This is a genomic window from Nocardia sp. N2S4-5, from assembly GCF_044628355.1.
Classification (GTDB): domain Bacteria; phylum Actinomycetota; class Actinomycetes; order Mycobacteriales; family Mycobacteriaceae; genus Nocardia; species Nocardia wallacei_B.
In genome coordinates this window covers 7,404,914-7,427,143 of the sequence record NZ_JBIUPM010000001.1, presented here as the reverse complement: position 1 = coordinate 7,427,143, position 22,230 = coordinate 7,404,914, and the positions used below count along the sequence as shown (strand labels likewise).

General features: G+C 64.8%; 2 protein-coding genes. Both read right to left on the bottom strand.

Features of this window, described 5'->3' with window-relative positions; translation table 11 throughout:
- Window positions 1-100: 100 nt before the first annotated feature.
- Window positions 101-4,291, bottom strand: a complete 4,191-nt coding sequence (locus ACFMRZ_RS34345) for a winged helix-turn-helix domain-containing protein (RefSeq protein ID WP_400182362.1) — start codon at window positions 4,289-4,291, stop codon at window positions 101-103.
- Entirely contained in the window at window positions 4,218-21,719 is a 17,502-nt protein-coding gene (locus ACFMRZ_RS34340) for a PfkB family carbohydrate kinase (RefSeq protein WP_400183037.1), read from the bottom strand. Before ACFMRZ_RS34340 ends, ACFMRZ_RS34345 begins: the two co-directional genes overlap by 74 nt.
- Between the last annotated feature and the right edge of the window lie 511 nt (window positions 21,720-22,230).

Sequence of the window (22,230 nt, the reverse complement as noted above, 5' to 3'; positions counted from 1 at the left end):
GTCCGGGCAACCATGTCGGCCTGCGGGGATTGCGCGCCAAGTTCATCGCACGGGCGTCCGAATCGTCGCGAGCGGTGGAGTGACTCTGCGACGAGAAGGCCTACGGGCGAGCGTATTCGGTGATCCGCGTGAACCGGTCCAGCATCATGTCGTGCCAGTCGCCACGTCCGAGCCGCTCGAACTCGGGACGCAACTCCAGTAGCCGGTCGCGGAACCATTCGAGTTCCGGCGCGGTGACGTCGTGCGCGATGAATTCGACGGTTCGATCGGCGTGTACTCGCAGGAATCGTCGCGCGAATCTGCTCACCGTCGTCGATGAAAGTCTGGTGGCCAAGAACGCGTGGTGCTGATTACTCCAGGCGACCTGTGTCGAGCGATCGGCCATCACCCGATTACCGTCCGGAGAACCGGTCAGCGCATCATGCAGACCCAGACCGACGGAACCGAAGTCGGCCCGCGCGAATTCGGCCTGTAGCGCGGGCGATACCGGCTCGCAGTACACGAGGTGACCGTCCGCGACGATCCGCGGCATCGGCAATCCGAACGCACGGCCCAGCCGGGACGACAGCACCGCGGCGTGTGCATCATGGGAATCTCGCAGGGTCGCGCGCACATAGGTCGCGTCGTCGTCGAAGGTGACCAGTTCGACCTTCCGCACCCCGGGAACCGTCGTCCCGGAATGGAGGAATTGCACTGATCGCTCGCCACTCGCGCGTGCCGCCTGCACCTGTTCGGCGAACCGACGCACGCCCCGGGCGGCATCCCAGGCCTTGCCGTAAACGTCCCGGTAGCGTTCCCCTTGCACGACATGCGATTCCACTTCCGGCCGCAGCGCCGCCAGACCGGCGTCGTTGGATATTCGGTCCAGGACCGGCAGGAACCGCTCGGGAACCATTTTACCCGTCAGGCCCATGTTTTCGACCAGTTCCGCGCGGGCCCGATAGTAGGCCTCGGTGTAGGCGCGAAGGCCCACCGGCTCCGGGACCGCGTATCCGGCGTTTCGAAGTTGTATCGAGGCAATAATTTCCATTGCGTGCGCGCGCGTCTCCTCGGCTGTGCGGAGGGCGATATAGGACTCTCGCGAGAGGGACAGCTGCTCGCGCACGAATTCGATCGTCTCCCGGTCCCGAGCCACCGCGACGTGAATCGCATGGTGCACCAGCTGGGCCATGTGTTGTCCGTCCGACATCCCGATATCGAGTACCAGCCGGCGACGGACCGGTTTGAATCCCGCCGCGGCGGGATCGGCCGTGTGCACGATCTCCACATCGTGCAGCGTGTCCAGCGCCCACGCTCCCACCGCGATGCTGCCGAGTTCGGCGCGAATGCGCTCCATGCGTTGACGAGTCGCTGTCTCGGTGAGATGGAGCGGGGTCGGCCGCGGCGGTTTCGGAGATTCGACCGGTCGTGTGGTCGTCCAGACGTACGACTCACCGTCCGAACGCACCCGCACATGACAGTATTCGACCTGTGCGCCCCGGGCCGCGGCAGCGACCCGGGGATCGGACAACACGATTTGGTGCTCGCCCGGTTCGCTCACGATCACCAGCCGCGCCGGTGCGCCGGGCAGTAGCACCGCGGCACCCGAAATACGTTGCGCTTGCGCGACATTGCTCGTCATCCGGTCGACGACATCGGCGACGACTATGTCCCGCATCGCTTTCAGCCGACCACTCCGGATCGAAGCCTCGGTCTTGTCGAGTTCATCGGCCAGGTCCGACAGTTCCCGCAACTTGTGCTGCGCACGCCGGAGATCCGGTCGCCGTTCCGGCACTCTCGCCAGTTCCGAGTCCAGCGTCGCGATATCGCGCGCGACGTGAGCCCTGATCACCGACGTGGCACCGGCGGCGATACCGTATTCGGCCGCCATTTCCGACAGCCGCCGGGAGAGTTGCCGTTCCATGACGACATCGCTGTCGTGTCGCAGAACAAGCTGCCGCATTCGTTCCGCACCCGCCGGTGTCAATTCGTAACGCCGGGGCTGACCGGCACGGACAGCATCCGCCCGGGACGGGCGGGTCTGGCCGTATTGCTTACGGACCGAAGCTCGGTCCCAGATCTCCCGGTAGTGCAAGCGATAGTCGCGGCGTCCGTCGTTCCAACGGGCGGAGCCGACAGCCTGCTCGGCTGCTCGCATAGCGGACGCATGGGCCTGCTCGTGTATCCGAGCGGGCGTCAGCCCGAATTTCGCGCGACGGGCGACCGCCCTGTCATACGCCGCATCGTAGGCGTCTTCGCTCGGCGCCCGCGGAATTTCGAACCCCAGCGACCGCAACTCGGCCGCCAACTCCATCGACCGCCGGAAGCACACCGTCTCCTCCGCGACCATTGCCCGCACATATTCCGCGCGCGACATCGACAGCGGATCGCGAACCGAACGATTCCGGACGAAATACTCGGCATGCACCGACTCGTGGGCCAGAGTCAGTGCCTGGTCGACATAGTCTCTCCCCGATGTGAAGACGGTGGCAGCATGATATTTACTCTGCCAAGTGCCGAGGACAGAACGATCCTCACCCATGAACACGAAGCGTTCATCGACCCGCATCGATTCGAGCGACGCCAACACCCGGCGACCGACCTCGGTAAGCCGCAGCAACTCCCTGACTTGATCCGATATCGCGTCCACGGCATGACCGCCATACGCCCGCCATTTATCGGAACCGGTCCGTAGATCGTCGGCGCGTTCGTCGAGGTGTGAGTAGGAGTCGACATGCTCGGTCTTCCTTTCCAGCTCGCTATCGCGCGACAGCCGATCGGCGGCACCGCCCGAATCCGCCAGCAGCAGGGACCGCACGAACTCTTGCTGGTTCATCGTCAACGCGCGGAGGTCGATGTCGTGCGGGATGGCCGGCACTCGGCCGAGCCGGTATGCGGCGACGGCCGCGAGAAAGGTCCTGATCACCGAATCGGAGCCGTTCAGCCGCTGCGGTGCCTGAAAAAGCTGATAAGCGACATGCGCCCATGTCTCGACGGTGAAAGCACCGGGCCGGGCGATTTGCTCGAACGCATCTCGGAGTATCCGGTTCCGGTTGGCCTCCGTCGCCGGGACCACGACGACACGCCGAGGGGTCAGGGCCGACCATTTGCCGACCTCGAGGCCGCGCGCCAGGTTCCGCCGCTTCTGATCGATCACTGCTTGTTCGGCGAGCGTGCCGCGAAGGATTCGGTTCCCATCCACCGTCCCGTCGGACACCAGAACCTTGTTCTGCAATTCATCCCCGGTTACCCCCTCCACCCGAAACCGGTCCAAGGCTCGCGCACCGGTAACCTCGTAGATTTCGCTCGCCGGCGTCGGCAGCCCTCCGATCCACCGTCGTTCGCGAGGGTCCCATACCGCCCCGTCGCCAGGAACGTTGTCTCCGAAGACATCGATATTGAAGTCCGCGTCGGTGACAGGAGCATTCAACCTGCTGTTGCGATGGAGGGTGGGTCCCTCGGACCTCGCATCCATCAGATCCCGATACTCCGTCAACCAATCCTCCGTGACCGGCCATCGACCCAGCGCACGCAGGCGGTCGATCAAGGAGTTCGCTGCCCCTGCTTGCCATCCGGCGAACCTTCGAAGTTCAGCGATAACCTTCGCGGCCTCTTCCGTCAACGGCGCGGCCCAGAGCTGAGCCCGCGCTGGAAACGGAAAATCCGACTCCTCGACAATCGCCACGGGTGCGTCGCCCGGCGATTCGAAGCCGTCGCCGCCGTCTTCGCCCGGTCGGGTGCCGATGGGATACTCCGGACCGTCACCGCCCGATTCACTGTCGTCGGACAAACCTGCCTCATCCGGCTGTGGTGTCGAGTCTCCTTCCCGGCTCTGACGTCTCGAGACTTCTCGGCTCGTCTGCGTCCACGGTGTGGGCCGCGGCTTGTCCGGCACCACGGGGGGCGTCGTCGGGAGGCTGAAGCGGTAGCCGGAATCGGCCCACTCGATCAGGTCATTGCCCTTCTCTCCCAGCTTGTTTCGCAGGTTGTTTACCTGGGACTCGAGGCGGTTGGGCTTCGGCGAGACATCACCCCACACCTTGTTTTCGATCTCCTCCCTCGACAGGATGCGGCCGGCGGCCGTCATGAGAGTCGTCAACAGATCGAATTCGGTTCGGGTGAGGTCTATTTCGTGATCCCCGACCCACACCCGGCGTGCACTCGGCGACCACCGGACACCGCCCCGGTCGAGCATTTTCGGATCCGCGGCGGCGTTTATAGCGACCGCATCGGTGTCGTCAGCCTTCCGGGCCTTCTCCGCCGCCGCGCGCTGGTCCGGTCCGCCGCGCTCCGCATCGATGAGTTCGGCCAATCGGCGAACGGCGGACAATTCGAAAGCCGCCAGGAACTCCGGGTCCTGTCGGAAGCTCCGTCGCCGCATCGACCCTCGGCAGTCCACGCAGGAAACGTCCCGTCAAGCACCTCCGCGCCGCGGGAGTCAGACCCAGACGACCGCTCTCCCATTCCGCCGGAGTCATCGTTTGCAGCACCCGCCCGGCAACGTCACGCTCGACATAGGCGGTGTGATCGGACCGGATACCTTCCCGCAGCCGCTCGACCATCACAATATCCGCCACCGCGAAGATATCGTCCACACTGCTCCGGCCACCGGAGACGATCCCGTCGCGAGCCACCCGGTCCATCACCTCGCCGGTGATCGCCTGCGCCACCGCACCATTCGCCACAACACGCCGCACCCGCCCGAAAACAGCGCGCCGGAGCAGATCATCGGTGCCGTGCCGCTCATCCGACCTCTCCGCCTCATCGTCACCACCAGTAGTGGTCGACGGATCATCGGACTCGTCCGCCTCGGCCGACACGACATCGGGCGAGGAATCGAATGACATGGCGATTCGGGCATCGATCAGTGGACTCAGATATCCGACGTTACCGGGCCATTCCGCGATGGGATCGGGGCTGACGTCGCCGTGCCCATGGTCCTCGACGGCCGAGTCCCGGATATCAGCCAGGCACCGTGCCAGCCGATCAACATACTGCCCACGATAACGCGGATCCTGCAGCGCGATAGAAAGCGTACTCCTCGCCCACTGCAACTCTTCTTTCGATGCCGGCCACGCGGTTTCAGCATCCCCACCCCGCGCACTGCGAGTATCGGATCCCACCACCCAGTCCGGAAGCAACTTCCGGGCCCACTCCAGATCCTCTTTCTCCTTTTTCGACCCTCCTTCCTCCGACTCCGTCTGCCCAGGGTCAGCGCCCCGGTCGAGCACACTTCGCGCCCCGGACCCCGCCGCGCCCTCAACGCCCACACCCTGCCACTGGGCCACAGATTCGCCCGTTCGCAGCGCGACCGTATCGCCGAGCAGGGCATCCAGGTCGCGGCTACGCCCGAGCAGATCGAGATCCTCCATCATCTTCCCGGCCAGCACAGTCAAGAAATTGCCCAAGGTGATGGTGTCCAACCGCGACACCATCCGGTTCTCGGGATCGGGCAAATACACACCGTTACGCGCCGCGGAGAGCATCAGTGAGGTGTAGAGCAGCCCGGTGTAATCCAGGAGTTCGTGAGATTTCGGATCCGCAGCCACGATGGGCAACTCGGCCACGACTCGCGCGAACTCACAGTACTGCGGATCCAGCGGCGTGCGTTTCTCCTCGGGGAACAACGCCTCCAATCGCAGCTCAGGGGGAAGGTATCTGGCCGCATAACGATCCACCATCTCCAGCTTGCCGATTGCCACCACGCTGCGTTCATGCCATTTCAGGAATGCTGCCGCCGCCTTACCGGCACGCTGCTCGGGTTCGAGTTTGTAGAATCCTTTGGTGATCGAGGCGATAAAAGCGTCGAACAACTCTGGAGAATCCTTCGACGCCATCAGTCGACCGAACCGCTCCAGCGCAATGCTCGAGTTCTTCTTGCCCGCGCCCTGCTTCATCAACTCTTTGTATACGGCGGCAGGCGACACGGCACCGGAGAGGTCCGGATAACCTGCCGGATCGATCAACTTCTCGGCGGCACCGAGCAGAGATCTCGCCTCGGCTACCTGCTCCACTACTACATCTGTAATTCCATCGACATCATGTGCGCCTTCTTCCAACTCTATCGCATCGTTGATCTTCGTGTCTTTGATAGACTTATACTGATCGAATATTTCTTCCGCGAACGAACGCACTCCATTGGTGATGGGCGACAAGAACCTTTCGAAGAAATATGCCAACCCCGCCCCCGTGGGGACCAGGAATGTGCCCAGTATGGTGAACGGGAGTTCCGCGAGCGCCTGGAACAATCCCTTCAGTGTATACGGTGCGGCGCCGACCCACTTTCGTCTCGCATCGGGCAGCGGGTCCGGCAGATCCAGCCATGCATCGAACAGTTCGATTGCCTGTCGCATGGCGTCGTCCCACTGCTTTTCCTCGTAATTGTGATTTCGCTGCGTCCGAGTAGCTCTTTCCACGCCCGTGTAACGGGACGAAATACGATTCACTTTGGACGAGACAAGGTGCCACCACACCCATACTGCGCCCAGCAAGCCCAACCAAGGGTCACCCAACGCCCACGTGATCAAGGCGCCGGCGCCCGCCGAGCCCACCGGTGACATCCAACCGGTTTTGAGCACCGTCGCATTGCTGGGTGAGTTCACCGGCGATTCATCGGTACGCAACGCGGCAGCCCCGAATCCGTGCCGTTCGATCAGGTCAGCCAACGCACGCATGATCTGATACAGGTCGTAGAGGCGGTCGACCAGTTCGGACAACGCACGCTTATCGGAAACGCCCTGCTCCAGTTCCTTCTTTATCTGCCGAGCCAACAGGGAGGTTTTGCCTCGCAACTCGATGTATTCGTCGAAGATCTCGCCGCGGGCGGCCACCGCTCGTGTCATATTCGTCAGATCGTCGGGGGCCGCGTACAGGGGCTTCATCTCCGCTGATCGCCAACCGTCCAGGACGCCCTTGATGATATTCCGAGCACCCATCCCACCGAGCAGCGCGACGTTGATCGGAATTTCGAACATCCCGAGCGCCAGACTCCCTCCTAACCGCGCCACCGTGTCGAACGTCCTCCCCAGGAAAATTGCATTGAAATTCTTCCGGCGGTCCATCTGGTAGAGGAAATGCAGAGGAGCGGTATCCTCGGCGTTTCTGCGGTGCATATGGCCGTAGTAGGTCCAGTACCGAGAGCGGGCAAGATAGATTGAACCGGTCACACTTCCGGTCGCGCCGCGAAGTTGGTAGTCCATATTATGGGCCAAAAATGCGGTAAGAGAATTGGATGCCGATGCCCCCAGAGCAAACCAGTAATGCAGCACGAACCGCGGTGCGGCTTCGGGATGCTGAGTTTGAGGGGACCGGATTTTGACGGGGCCCCAGTGCCGTTGTATCGACTCCTCGAACCGAGTCGATTCCGCACGTAGCGCAGCGAGGCGTTCTTTCCGCAGCGACAACGGTCCGCGTGCGTATTCGAGCCGACGCAGGACCTCGCGCCGCTGGCGGAAGAAATGCAGCTGTTGCCGGTCCGCTCGCGGCTTCCTTGCCAGCATCGTGTCGTAGGCCTGCCGTATCGCACCGTCCACACGGCCGGCCCAGGTAACTTCGAGCGTTCCTTGCGCGTCACGCGTGTACCGCGGATCCTCCGGCCACACCTTCCCGTACCCGAGATGAATGCTCACGGCCTGGACGAGCACCTTCACGAGCGACTCTGACACCGCGTGCTCGACTTCGAGTGTGAGCGCGCCACGTGGTGCCAGAATCTGCTCGTCCAGAAGCAGCCCGGCGGGCGAACTCACTACCAGCCGACCATGCCTCGGATCGACCCGGATATCGAACTTGGCCTCGGGTGCGTCGGTGAACGTCATTGACACCGAGCGGGCCACATTCTCATGCAGGAGCGGGACTTTCCGGGTCCCTTCGACAGTACGGACCTCCACGCCGTCGCCGTATTGCACGGCCCCATACTCGACGCCCACGGTTGTGACGCCCAGCAGTCGCAGACTCACGTTCGCCACGCTCAGCGCGTATCCGATCAGACCTTGCGCCTTCTCAGGATCGGCGGCGGCTTCGGGCAGCAGCGATTCTTCCCACAACGCGGGATCCCGCCTGGTGGAAACTCCGACCACCGCACCGATCCAGTCGCTACCAGGGGCCGGTTTCGTCAGCCGGACCAGGACCTCGGTGAACTTCGGCTGACGCCGCCCCACTACCGCCGGGTCCGGTTCGTACAACAGAGCCGAGCCGGGCTCGCCCCCGACAGCCGAGTCGGGTTTATCGTCGACCGTGCGGTCGTTCCTGCGCTCGAATTCCCGGAACGCGAAAGTCCGTACACCGCTTCGACGTTCCTCCTCGGTGGTCACCTCTGTACATTTCGGGTACCGATGCAGTATCGGCATGACCCGAGGATCCGTCTCGATCTCCCCGAGGTCGGCGAACGCAGCCGTCTTCCGATGTGCGTTCCCGAGTTCGGCGAACGAATCGGCACCGGCCACGACGGCCCGCGCGAGATCATCGGGATCCGACAGCGTCGCCGTGTCGTGTAACCGCACCCAACCCGGCGAGGAAGCCCGCGGCCACACCACTGACGCCCGCCTTATCTCCGGCCAGCGACTGATTCCCCAACTGGACTCCGGTTCGAGACGCGCGTTCTCGGCTGCCCGCCGCGCTGCTGCGGCACCGATTTCGGGGAACGCTGCCACGCATTCGTCGATAGTAACGCCATTATCGGAATATTTGTCCAGGAACTCTTCCAGGTAGGCGCCCACTGTCTCCATCGATGGCACGACGAGCCCCGATTCGTGGTCATCCATCATTGCGGCGGTCATCTTCGCCGCTGCCGCAGCCTCAGCCAGCGGCGCACCGGATTTCTGCCGAATATATTTCAGATACTCCCCGGTCCGGCGATATCCCTCGGGGAAACGCGGTATTCCCGGTGACAATGCCCGCACATACGCCTCGACGTCCTCCATCGTCGGGCTCTCGACCCCCGCCTCGATCCGTTCGAGCCTACCCGGCTCCCACCCGGTCTTCTCGGTGACAAAGCCCGGTTCCAGCCCGGCACCGAAACGCAACGCCGCCAGACACACCCCCACCCCACCAGCGTCACCACCCTGAATCGCCGCACCCAACTGCGCACGCTCCACCACCGAAGCCGGCAACAACGACGCCAACCCCCGCAGATACCAGAACAACTTCTTTTGCGACAACGGCACAAGCTCCTGGACCCTTTTTCCGGCCTCCGGCCCGATCCCCCATCCGGTCTCCAGCCCGGTCTCCCACGCATCCAACTCCGTCACCGACAATCCCAGTCGTGCCGCGAGCTGTTCGGGCTCGATCCCGGCCCGCTCCCGCACCGACCGCAGATTCAGACCCACCTGAGACGAGGGGCCGGCCAACTCGGGGAAGAAACTCGCGGCGAGAGCCGAATACCACTTCCTGGCGCCGGGCATATTTCGCAACAGTGCCCGCACCTGACCGATGCTCAGCTCCGCCCCGTTTTCCACGTCCTCCCAGGTACCATCAGGTGCGTCGATCAGACGATCCATCCGCTTGAGACTCTGCGTACCGCGAACAGCACGCGCCCAATTCGCGACGGAATCATGGGAATGCGGATGCCGTCGCAGAGCAGCCTTCCGCTGCTGCTCCGCTGTCTCCGCCGGCCGCTGCAGCACCAGATCACCGTCCACTTCAGTGAAGCCGCTGACCCACAATCGCTGCCGGCGGCCGAGCAAACCCGCCTCGGAACGCGGCCCCTCATACAGGACCGTCCCCCTCCCGCCGCCGAGCGGCCGGAGGTTCAGGCCACCCACCTGCTGAGCTATCGCAATCGCGGCCTGGTCCTTCGCCGGATCGACCAGCACACTGAATCGGGTTTCCGGCCGATTCAGCAGGAATGTGCTCAGCAACGCCTCCCCGATACCGAACCCGCGCATGTTCTCATCCACCAGCAGGGTCGTGATATGGACATTGGGCTCCGAACGGCGGGTATCCAACGCACGCCGCCCCTCGGAGTCACGCAGGTCGGAATATCCTGGGAATTCTTGCTTCCGCTGCCCGAGGCACATTCCGACGAGCCGCCCACCGGACACGGCCACCATCGCCCCCCAATGACCCGCCGCATCCGCCCACTCCCCCACATCGAGTCGGGCCAGGTCGTCATCGCCGCTACTCCGGTTCAACTCGACCGCCGAAAGCGCCAGCGAGGTGAGTTCTGCGCCTGTCACGTACCGGAAAGCCACATCGCCCGGGAGTTCACCGAGCGGACGAGCAGACCCGGCCATCTCCGCCTCTGTCCCCGCCCGCCGCCGCAGCACCAGATTCCCGTCCACGGTGGCGAATCCACGCTCCGCCAAACGCCGTTGCCGACCCTGTAACTCTTCGACAGACCGCGAGCCCTGGTACAGCCGGGAGTCGTAGGGTATTTCGTCGTCCCGGTCACGGTGCCCGAACTCACCGAAATCCTCGACCCCTACTCGTTCCACCACTGCGATCGCCGGCTTGTCGGCCAAGCCCACGTACACACTGAACTGCGATTCATCCCGGTGCAACAGGAATTTATTCAACATCGCATCAGCAATACCGAGTCGCCGCATACCCTGGTCCACCACCATCGCGGTGACATGAACATTCGACTCTTCGAAACGAGGCTCCACCACGCCATAATTAGCCGTCGATGTTTTGGATTTCCGCAAAGCCAGATGCGTTCCACTGAGTTCCTGCTTGCGCTGCCCGAGACAGAATCCGACGAGCCGCCCACCCGGACCACCCGCTTCGGCCACCACCGCCCCCCACGCCTCCGCCTCCACTGTCCACGACTCCAGACCGAGCCGCCCCGGACCACCCTCCCAGTTGTCCCTGTCCAGATCCACCACGGAATCCCGCAGCTCAGCAAGCTCCGGACCCGTCACATACCGGAAAACGACATCGTCTTCGGGCCGCCGCTCCGCCTGTGGCGAACCGGGTACGTCATCCTGGTCGACATCCCCGTTCGGCCGCGTGCCGATAGTTCGTCCTTGGAGGCCATCTTCCGGCGAATCATCGGGCGGTGCCGAGTCGTGGGGCGCGTCCTCCTCCGCCCGGACGGTCCCACGACCGTCGAAGCGCCAACCTCCGTCCTCCGATGCGATGAAGCCGTCGTCGCGCAGCAGGCCGCGCAATATCGAGACATAGGAAATGACGGTTGCCGAGCGGATCGTGTTGTGCCAGACACGTTCCCTGAGTTCTTCCACGCTTACGCGCGCCCCGGGCCGCTTCATGAAATACTCCAGCAACTCGAATTGCTTCGGAGTCACCCGCACTTCGACATCGTCGACCCACGCCATTTGCGCCGCCCTCGACCGTTTGACCCGCCCCTCCGAAATCGCATCACCCGGCGGGCTCCTGACCGTCCCGAAGCGGTAGCCTCCCCCCGGCACCGCAGTGATCAATCCGTCTGTGCGCAGCTTGTTCTTGAGTCTGCGCACGAGCACACTGAGCGAATTCCGGTTGAGAAGCGGTTCGCCCCATACCGCCTCCTCGATCTTCCTCCGACTTACCGCGTGCCCCGGTTCCCGGGTCAGGATATCGAGTAGCGCGAATTCATTGCTGCTCAAGCGATTTTCGATGACATCATCGCCGTCGACAACCCACACCCGCCGTCGCGCCGAATCCATCCGGACAGGGCCGACACTGAAGATCGCGGAACCCCACGGCGCATGCCGCTGTGCATCCAGATCCGCAGCGAACGGCATCGAGGTGAGACCACCCGGGCGTGCGATCGTATGGGCCGCGGCCGACAGGGCGGCTCGGATTGCCGCGTCGATGGAGTCGCCCGATTCCAGACGCACGGCGAGTGTCGCGGTGAACGAGTCACTCGCGCCGATCGTTTCCACTACGGCATCGACCGGGTGTGCCGGGTACAGGTGTGTGCGTCCGTCGTGCCACACGGCGCACCCCGCCGCACCGAGGGTGACGACGATCGTGGGTACGCCGAACGCTTGGAACAGGCGCTGGGGCAGCTGTTGCGCGGGGATCGTGGCCGCGTCGTCGTCCACCGCCGCCAGCAGTGTCCGGGCCTCGATCTCGTTGGGCACGAGCACATCTGCCATGCTCACCGTGTCGGTCGAGAACCGTTCGGGCGCCGGTGCCGGTTGCAGCACGACTCTCGTGCCGTTGCGCCGTGCCATCGCGCAGACTTCCGCGATCACGGCGTCCGGAACTTCGGCTGTGATCACCGCGACATCGGCGGCGGCGATGGCCGAGGCGGCGCGCTCGACGTCGGCGGCGGTCAGTTTGACGCCTGGCGAGGTGTGCTCCAGGAACGACGCATCACCGGCCGCGGTATCGAGCAGGCAGACGACGGTTTCGGTCGGTGCCTCGTCTTCGATCCGTACCCAGTCGGCTCCGATGTGCTCGCGCCCGAGCACCTCCTCGATCTGGGTTCCCGGAATGTCGCGGCCGAAGGCTGTCACCAATTGCACCGCGGCACCGAGGCGCGCGGACTGGGTCGCCAGATTCAGCCCTTTCCCGCCCGGATTCATACGCACGGATTCAGCGTCGGCCGAATCACCGGCCCCGGGGAATTCGTGGTAGCCGACGATGAAATCGGCCACGGCGCTACCGAATACGATGAGCCGCGGCTGACCCGACGCTTGGCGGTCCACTTCCGATGGGGCTGTGTCGGTGTCGGGCTCCATCCGGATCGGAGCGTCGTCCGGAAACTCCAGTGGGCGTTCGGGATCCGATTCGGTGGCGGTCGGGCCGATGGCTGCCCAAGTCGGCAATACCTCCGAGAGCAGGGCCGCAGTCTCGGTTACATTCGGAACCGCCGTGCTGCCCGGTTGCGCCAGCCGATGCACCACGACGTCGCGCTCATTCGCCTCGACCGCATCATTGATCGCCCTGACCACATCGTCCGACACCTCGGGTGCGATCAATACCGCGTCGGCGGCCTGGAGGTCCGCCAGATTCTGCTCGATATCCTCGACGGTGACGTCCAGCGCGGAGGGCGCGAACCGCAGCACGGATTCCCGGCCGTCCGCCAAGACGATGCGGATGAACCCGGCGGACGAGGCGCCCGGCGCGACCCGGACTCCGCCGGAACCGATTTCGTGCCGGACGACAGCCTGGGTAGCTTGCCCGAACGCGTCCTCACCGACCGCACTGATGACGGAGACCACCGCGCCGAACCGCGCCAGCGCGACCGCCTGGCGCAGCGCCACCCCGCCGGGAGCGACACGCATCGCCTCGGTGAGAGCCGCCGCGCCGGGCCCCGGCAACTCGTTCGCCTCGATGGTGCATTGGTAGGCAGAGGAGCCGACAACGACAATGCGGGGGTTCTCCGGCTCGACAGACGGGTCGGGCTCGTCGTCCGGCAGGGCAACCGCCAGTTCGGGGGTGACATTCGGCCCGTTGAATCTTGTGACGAGATGTTGAATCGCCCACTGCGGACTGCCGACTTCTACGCCGTTGACCTCCGCATCGGCGAAACCTACGGCCAATGCTTCGACCGGGTCTAGTTCGATGGTGTCCGATATTTTGAGCGCATAGCCGGGCAGTCGCCCGATCCAGAGTTGATAAGGCTCTCGGACCAGACCCAGGCGCTGCAACTCGGCGTGCGTCTCCGCCAGCACCGTCGGCAGCTTCCGTGTGAGTAGACCGCGCTGCGCGTGGTCGATCGCGTGCACGAACTCGTGGATGACGATATCGCGGAATGGTCGATTGCTGACTACATTGTAATTCTCCTGCCTGTCCTCCTCCAGGGCGCTCGCCAAACGGGCCGGATCCGCGGCGTAGTCGAAGGATATTGCTATCCATTCGGTTCGCTCGGGGGCACCTTTCGGGCTCGGAGCAGCGAGCCCGTATGTTCCCGGCCGATCGAGTAGATCGATCCGAAGTCCACGGATATTGGACATCACCTGCAAAGCGTTGTCGGGCGATTGCGCGAACCTGGTCAGCAGATCTTCCAGTGTCGTGACGATCTCCTCGACCACCTCGGCAGCCACCGCGGGGTGATCGAATCCGGAGATGGTGAAGTACGGATGGGCCTGGTTGAAATCCTCGACCAACCGCGCCTTCCGCTGCGACTCCTCGGAGAGCCCGGCGAAGTGCAGTGACTCCTCCGGGTCGACCGGGCCGTGCCGTTCGACAGCGGCGAGCCAGGCGGTAGCCCGATCGTGTACATCGGTCAGGTCGTAGGAATTGAATTCTTCCCGCCATGACGCCAAAATGCGCCGCAGGTCGAGGAACTCGGCACGGGGGATGGTGTGATCGTGCCAGACCGGGCTGCCTCGGTCGTCGAGAGTAACGAACATCGCGGCCGCCGGACCGTGATTTCCGGTGAGCGCGTGCAGGAGTTGTCGCAGTGCCGCGGATCGAGACTCTGGCTCGTGCGTTGCGGTAACGCGTTCACGCACAAGGGATCTGTCCGAGCCAGGGTAGTAGTGGGGCCACGTGACCGGAGCCTTCATCTGCACACCGATCCGCCCGAACAGCCACGCCTCGCGCGCACGCTCGGCGTCGGGATAGGTCTCCCGAATGAGTTCGGTGCCGTTCGCGAACGTCACCGATTCGACCGTCACTTCGGGCGTGCTCTCGACCACTCGGGTCTCGACAATCTCGTGCCGGAGGGCTGCTTCGACACGACCGCCCCGCCCCTGCCCCGCGGACTCATGCGTGTCCCGAACACTCGGAGTCGGGTCGCCTGCGTCGGGCTTGTTTCCGATCCGCCGATCCGGCGCCCAGGAGGGGCCGTCATCCGACAGTGCGACGTCGAGGTCGGGGGCTATCTCCGGCGCTTGGAGGGTGGTGACGAAATGATGGATCGCCCATTGCGGGCTGCCGATCTCGGCATCGCCGGCCTGGGCGAAACCGGCGGCGAGCGCCTCGGGGAGATCGAGGTCGAAGCTGTTCTGGTCTTCGAAGACGTATTCGGGCAGGCGGGTGATCCATTTCTCGTACCGCTCCAGAACCAGGCGCTGGGCCTGGAGTTCGCTCCACGTTTTCTCCAGCATTTCTTGCAGCCGTCGGGTGAGCCGGTTGTCGTGTATGTGATCGATCGCGTACGCGAACTCGTTGGTGACGAGGTCGCGGAACGGGGAGTCATGGCCCTGTTCGAGGTAGGTTCCCCGACTTCGCTGTCCGGATCGCATCCGGGGTACGAGGTCGGATGCGTAGTCGAAGGACAATTCGATCCATCGGGGGCGCCCGCCGGCCCCCGGCACCGCCCAGCCGAAGGCCGGCCGTTCCTCGAAGAGATCGATGCGCATTCCGCGGATACGGGATATCGGTTGTTCACGACCACTCGGTGTCCGCGCGTACCGCGTGAGCAACTCGTCGAGCGTCGTCAGAATCTCGTCGACAGCTTCGGCCGTCAGGTCCGGGTGATCGAGACCGGCAAGGGCGAAATTCGGATGGCGCAGAGCGAATTTCGCGAACAGGCCGGCCTTCTCGTGCTCCTCGCCCGTGCGCCCGTCACGGGTGGACACCTCGGCTCGATTGTCCGGCGAGTGCCGTTCCGCGGCGGCCAGGCCGGTCAGGAGGCGGTCGTAGGTCTCGGCCGATCCGTAGGCGGCGAACCGTTCCTGCCACTGTCGCAGACTGTTCCGGAGTCGTGCGATCCGCGGGCCGGGCACGGTGTGATCGAATTCCGCCGAGTCGGGCACGGACCCGGCCGCCACGGCGTGGAACAGTTCGAGCAACTGCTCGGACTCGGGATTCGACTCCGATGGCCCGGGGGCGGGTTCACCGAACAGCGAATTGCCCGCATCGGGGAACCCGCGGCGCACTCTCGTCGCCAGGCCGGCGTCGTGCGCGACCTGCGTGAGCAACCACGCCAGTTTCGCGCTCCGGGAGTCGGGATACGTCTCCCGGATCCGCTCGGTGCCGTCGGCATAGGTGACCGCCTCCACGGTCATTTGCGGCGAACTTTCGATCAGCCGGCTTCGGACCACAGCGGCCTGGGGAGGCTCGTCACTACGATCTCCGAATATCACCTCGACTCCGCTGGGCAGTTCGATTTCGAGTTCCGGGTTGATCTCCGGCGGCACGCCGGCGGTGACGAAATGGTGGATGGCCCATTGCGGGCTGCCCACCACCGCGCCGTTGACTTCCGCGTCGCTGAAGCCCACCGCCAGCGCCTCGGCCGGATTCAGATCGCGAGGGCGTGATTTCTCCATCGCATATCGCGGCAGGCGGGCGATCCACTGATCGTAGCGCTCCGGCATCATGCCCGCGGCCCGCAATTTCTCCCAAATCTGCTCGAGCATCTGCGGCAGCTCCTGCCGGAGTCGCTCATTCTGCGCTTGGTCGACGGCGTGCACGAACTCGTGCACGATCAGGTCACGGAATGGCTGATCGCTGCCCACATCGTAATGCGTACGCCGGTGTCTCTCGGATTGCCGCAGCGCCCGGTCCCGGTCGAGGGCATACTCGAACGCGATATCTATCGATTCGGTCCCCCTGCCGCCACGGGTTATTGCGTGCCCGCTCACCGGTCGCCCCGAATCCAGAAAATCGATCCGTAATCCGCGAATATTGGTCATCACCGACCCGCGGCCATCGGGTGTCTGCGCGAACTTCGTGAGCAATCCGTCGAGCGTGCGCACGATTTCCTCGACCACATCGTAGGCGATATCCGGATGATCGAATCCTGAGATGGTGAAATAGGGGTGACTCGAGGTGAAATCCTCGACCAGCCGCGCCTTCCGCTGCGCTTCGATCGTGAGTCCGGCGAGGTCGAGCACCTCGCCCCGGTGCGAATGCCGCCCGGCAGCGGCCAATTCGGCCATGATCCGGCTGTACACATCAGTCATTCCGTGCCTGGAGAATTGTTCCTCCCACTGCCCGACCGAGAGCCGCATCTCGGCGATGCGGCGGCTCGAAATACTGTGGTCGAGCCAGGTACGACCACCGCCGTCGTCCGGCACGACGAACTCCGCCGCGCCCGGGCCGAAGCCACTGGTCACCGCATGGAACAGCCCGAGCAGCTGTGCCGCGTCGGTACCCGTCTCGGGATTTTCGGCGACTCCACGGAAGAGGGAATCCTCTTGCTCGGCGATTCTGACAGCCGGTGCCACCGGAGCCCCCATCGCGCGACCGACCTCAGCGAGCAGCCACGCCTCCGTCGCTTGCCAGGGATAGGGGTACGTTTCCTTGATCAGTTCGGTGCCGTTCGCGAAGGTAACCAGCTCGACCGTCTTGTCCGGCGTCCGCTCGATCGTCCGGACCGTCACGACATCGTGCCGGAGGGCTTCGGCGGCCCGGTCGGAGAACCGCTCGGCATCTCCTGCTTGCCGACCGGAAGAATTCCATGGTGTCGGCAACGGATCGCTTGGTCGTGTGCCTATCGGGCGATCCGGTTCTGACTCCCGGTCGTCCGGCGCGTCCGTCGTCGTTGCCCGCGTGGCGTCCGCGGTCCACGGCGTCGACGGAAGAGGAGTGGTCGGCATCCGTCGAGCTTCGGCAGACGGCTCGTCGGCAGCAGGTCCCTCGGCGTGATTTCCGTCGGGAAACAGCTCCATCGCGGCATTCAGCGCATCCGCCGAGATACGGCCGGCCTCGTGGAGCCTCCGCAAGTAGAAGTGGCCGAGACGGTTTCTGCGCCAGGTCGATGCGGCGCGGGTGGGCCCGCCCGCCGGGGCCTCGAACTCCGCCCACGTCATCCGTCGATACAGGCGAGTGGCGTCGATCCACGCGTGGATCGACCGCGACACGAACTCGGCGGGATCGGGCGGTTCCTCTCCGGCCGGATTCATCCGATACGTGTATCCCCACGCTTCGGCGATATCGTTCCATGGAGCAACCTGATTCAGCACCCGATCGAATACTCGGAGCACGGTCAGCTCGGCAACCGGCTGTGAATAATCTACGACGGAACGTTCGAATCCGAATATTCTGTCCGTTTCCCCGCGGGTGGTGCCGTTCGCCTGCTCGAAGGCCCGCATGTACTCGCGCAGCGAGCGGGTGCCTCGAATTTCCGGAAAGACGAAGGACGTGCGAGGCGCACTCTTCCTCTCTCGGATCGAACTCGACTCGATATCAGGGAAAGACTCGACGACCTCGTCCACGCTCACGTCGCCGTCACCGTACTCGTCCAGATAGAACCGGACCATCTCCGGCGACGGCGTCACATTTCCCAGTTCACGATTTCGCACCATGACGTATGTCATGCCGGTCCCGTCCGCAGCTTGCGACAGCATGGCACCGGCCGCTTCTCGCAGCATTCTGAGATAGCTGCCGATGTCGAAGTGCCCCTCGGGGTAGCGCGGAATACTCGGGGCCAAAGCAAGCAGGTAGGCCTCCACCGTGTCCTTCGACAGTTCGGACTCCGAGTCTTCGATCGCCGCTACCGCCGTCCGCGACGTGCTCATTTTCCGAGCGATCTGTTCCTGCGTCAGACCGGCATCCGACCGGAACGCGGCGAGGCACGCACCGATGGACGCATCCGCCCCCGGGGCGCGGGAAGTACCGGCGGCCAGTGCTCGCAGATGCGCCTCCCAGGCCCGCCGCACAGGTGGCAGGTGAACACTCGCCTCGCGGGCGCTGACCGTCGCCGGCTGCACACCGGCCACCGCTGCGAACCGCTCGATAGTCGTCCCGGCCCGAACCCGCCGCAAGCTCGGGCCGACCGCATGGGGAGCCATCTCGAGGCCGGGAAAATAGCGCCGGGCGACAGCGGAGTACATGCGTCGTGCCGCGCCGATACCCCGCAGCACCGCGCGCATCTGATCGAGGGTCAGGTCCGGGACACCCGCGTAATCCCCTGCGGCGACGCCGTTTCGGAGCCGAGCGCCCCACGGGGCGCCGAGAATGTCGTCGATCCGATCGGGCTCCAGCGACAGCGCATGACACAGAGCGCCGACCCATTCGACTGCCCGCTCGTAGTTGTCGGGATGCGGAAGGGAATGGGTCACGCCCTCGGACGACTCCTCGCTCTTCTCAGGCGGCCGGGTACCGATCGGACGGTCCGGCCCACTGTCCGGGACCGCCTCCGCCGACCGAACGGTGATCTCGGCCGCCACCGATCCCAAAAGCACGTCGAGCCGGGTATCCACCGCCCCTCGTTGGGCCGGGGGCTGTGCCGCCCGCGCGTCCGCGAGCGCGTCGAGCGCACGGCATCGGTCGGCCAATTCGCGCAGCCGCGCGGCCGTCTCGTCGTGCGCTGTCATCACATCGGCCAGTTCCTGCAGTGTCCGCCGTCGATCCTCCGTGGCACCGGACAGGGCGGCACGCACGCGCGCCGTCGCATCGGGGCCGGGCCGGAGCGCCGCCTCGTCTTGCGGATACCGCTCGAGGTGTGCTCGGCGCATACCCTCGACCTGCGCCTCGGTGATGGCCTCGCGCCAGCGGAGGTCGGTCAGGGCGTTGTCCACCGCATCGATCGCGCGAGCCCAGGCGTCGTACCGATGGAATTGGCGCACGTTGGTGAGCAGCGACTCGAATGTCTGGAGGGCGACTATGTCATCGGCCTCGGCGAGGGATCCCGCCGCGGGCGCTCCTCTCCGCGCCACTTCCTCGCCTGTCACCGAGGCCGGTTCGATACCCCACAGGTCGGCGAGTTTGTTGCGTAGCCGGTCGATTTCCGCGAGTAGCCGGGCTTCGCCGGGCGAGCCGGGGCGGGCCTGCCAGACCGAATCGACGCCGTAGAACGACCCGATGGGCCCGATTCTCTTGACCGTACTCGCACACGAGTCGACGGCCATGAATCGGAGGCCGGCCAGGTTGCGGCCCAGCAGCGCAATTCTTTCCTCGTCCCGTGTGCCCGGGTAACCACTCCGATCTTGCGCGCCGTCGAAACTGGACCGGGCGACCACGGGCTCTCGGACGGCATCCCTCAGAAGGCTGTCCATTTCGGCCTCGAGTTCCCGTTCCCGGTCGGCCAGTTCCGCGTACTCGGACAGTTGGCGGAGTTCCGCGAATTCGCGCGTCGGCGCGGCCATCACGTCGGATACCTCGGGCTGCGCGGGCACCCACACCCGGCCTTCCGCGCGGGGTCCTTCGACGGCACGCCGCATCAGCTGTTCGCGTTCTTCGGCGGGAAGGTCCGTCCAGTCGGTCACGCCGAGCAGCCCATCCCGGGCGCGCCTCATCGCATTCCGCAGCCGCTCCCGCTCCGCCGGGTCCGAACGGAGCCGCCATAGTAGATAACCATGCTTCTTCGCCGGCGAATAGGCGTCCGGCAGCGCGACTGTCGCCGCGATGAACTGTCGAGCGGATGTGTCGAGCCGCTGTGCCAGATCGGCCAGCCGGTGATACACGCGATCGAGAGCGGCGATCGAATCTCCGGTCGGCGGGGCTCGTTCCCGCCAGGCGGCGAGATCACGAAATGCCGCATCCAATGCGTCGATGCGGCGGGCCCGCTCGTCCAATCGGTGAATCTCGTGCACGAGACCCATCACCTCGGCCATGCGGCGAAGCTCCGGAAAAAGCGTCCGCACCGCCTCGGGCATCCCTTCCCGCGCGAATCGCTTCGCCAGGTCCTCCAAAGTCATCTCCAGCTTGTCGAACGGCTCCAGACGCTCGGCCGGAATGTCGAGAAGCCGCCCGAGTTCACTGCGGTACTCGGCGAATTCGGCGTTCCACCGGCGCCAGACCGGAGACCCCTGTTGTAGCAACTGTTTTACTTCGTCGCCCGCCCCACCCAACGCAGCGAACAGGTCGCTGCGCAGATGCCGAGACCACTCGTCCGCGCTCTCACGGAGTTCGATGAGGCTTTCGCTGCGCAGTGCGGTATCGAAGTCGAACCACCGCATCATTCCACTCAGCATGCTGTCCAAATGCCCTTCGAAGTCCTGCGACTCCTCCCCTGTCCTCGATCCGTTCACCTCCCGGGCAGCGCGCTCGATGCTCCGGGCGTGCTCGGTCAACTCCGCGAGACGTCTTGCGTGGTAGCCGAACTCGTGGGCAGCCCTGACAACGTCATCGAGGCGCCACAGTCGCTGGGCGGCATCGGTGATCGCCGCGCTGTGCAGCGTGGTCGGGAATCTCAGATCCTCGGCCCGTTCGATCCGCCCCTCTTGTGCCAGCAGTTCCTCGAGCGCGGTCCGGGCGGTGTCACGCAGGCGGACGACCCGCCGAAGTGCCTCCGGGTCGAGTGACGCCATGTCGTCATCGAGGTCCGGGCACTGGTCGACGGCCGCGGTGAGCAGCGCGGCCGATCGCCGCTGCTCGATTCGCGCGGCGTTCAGACCGGCCATGAACCTGTCGATGCGATCGATGCGATCGAGCAGACGGCTCCGGATGGCGGCTTCGTCCTCCCCTTCCGAACCGCTACCCGCGGCCGCGTCGTTGTCGAAGCGATGTTCGAGGTCCACCACCGCTCTACTCCGAACCTGAGCGAGGTGTTCGCTCGATTCGTCATCCGGCGGCCGACTCCCGATAGGCCTGTGAGGCACGTCCGCTCGCGCGTTGCCCGCGATGACATCTGCCACGTAGCCACGGGGTGGCAGCTCCGCGTCGAACTCCCGTCGGTTCGGCGCTTCACGTTCCGGACCCTTTGCCACTTCGGGCGAAGTGAATGTCACGACGACGTTGTGGTATTCGCCCCGGGCGCCGTCGAGGTGGTCTATTCGGACGTGCGTGAATCCGCGGCGGTACGCCATGCGCCCGGTGAAGGTACGGGCGGCGGCCTCCTCGGGCGACAGTTCCGGGTTTTGCCGGAGCAAGTCGTTGAACATGTCGATGTTGGTGGTCAGACCGTCGAACGCAGCTGTCCAGAAGTCCTGGATCCCGGTGACCAGATGACCGACCTCGGCCTCCATCTGCGCGACCATCGCAAACCCGCGCGGTGTTCGTTCGCTCGCCCGCACCTGCATGCGGAGAATGCCGTCGGCATCGACCGACGCGAAAATGCCCTCCGGCGGCAGCGGCCGACCGTCGGCATCGACAGGGGGCGACAATCCGTAGTCGTTGTCGTACCGCCGGACGGCTTGCATTCTGCGAGTGTTGTATTCGACTATCGGATCGCTGCGGTGCGTGCCGTCGGGCGCGTCTTCGTCCACCTCCGAGACCAACCGCTCGTGCCGATCGGTGTAGTGGAGCAGGAAATGGAGCCGTCGCCATCGGATGGAAGCCGCTCTCTCGGGAGCTGTCGCGTGCTGTAGGCGGTCGGTAAGCCGTGCGAATTCCGCACGCAGGTGCCCGATATCACGCGCACCGCCGACTCTTCGGTCACCCAGGTCGCTCAGCGGTACCCGGCACAACTCGGCCCACCGATCGCGCAGCTTCTCCACCCGCGCCAACTCGTCGAGCAGACGCCGTGCCGCCTCCGCATCGTCAGGCTGATCCGCGGCGGGCTTTTCCGTTTCCGTGTCGATTTCCGCGATG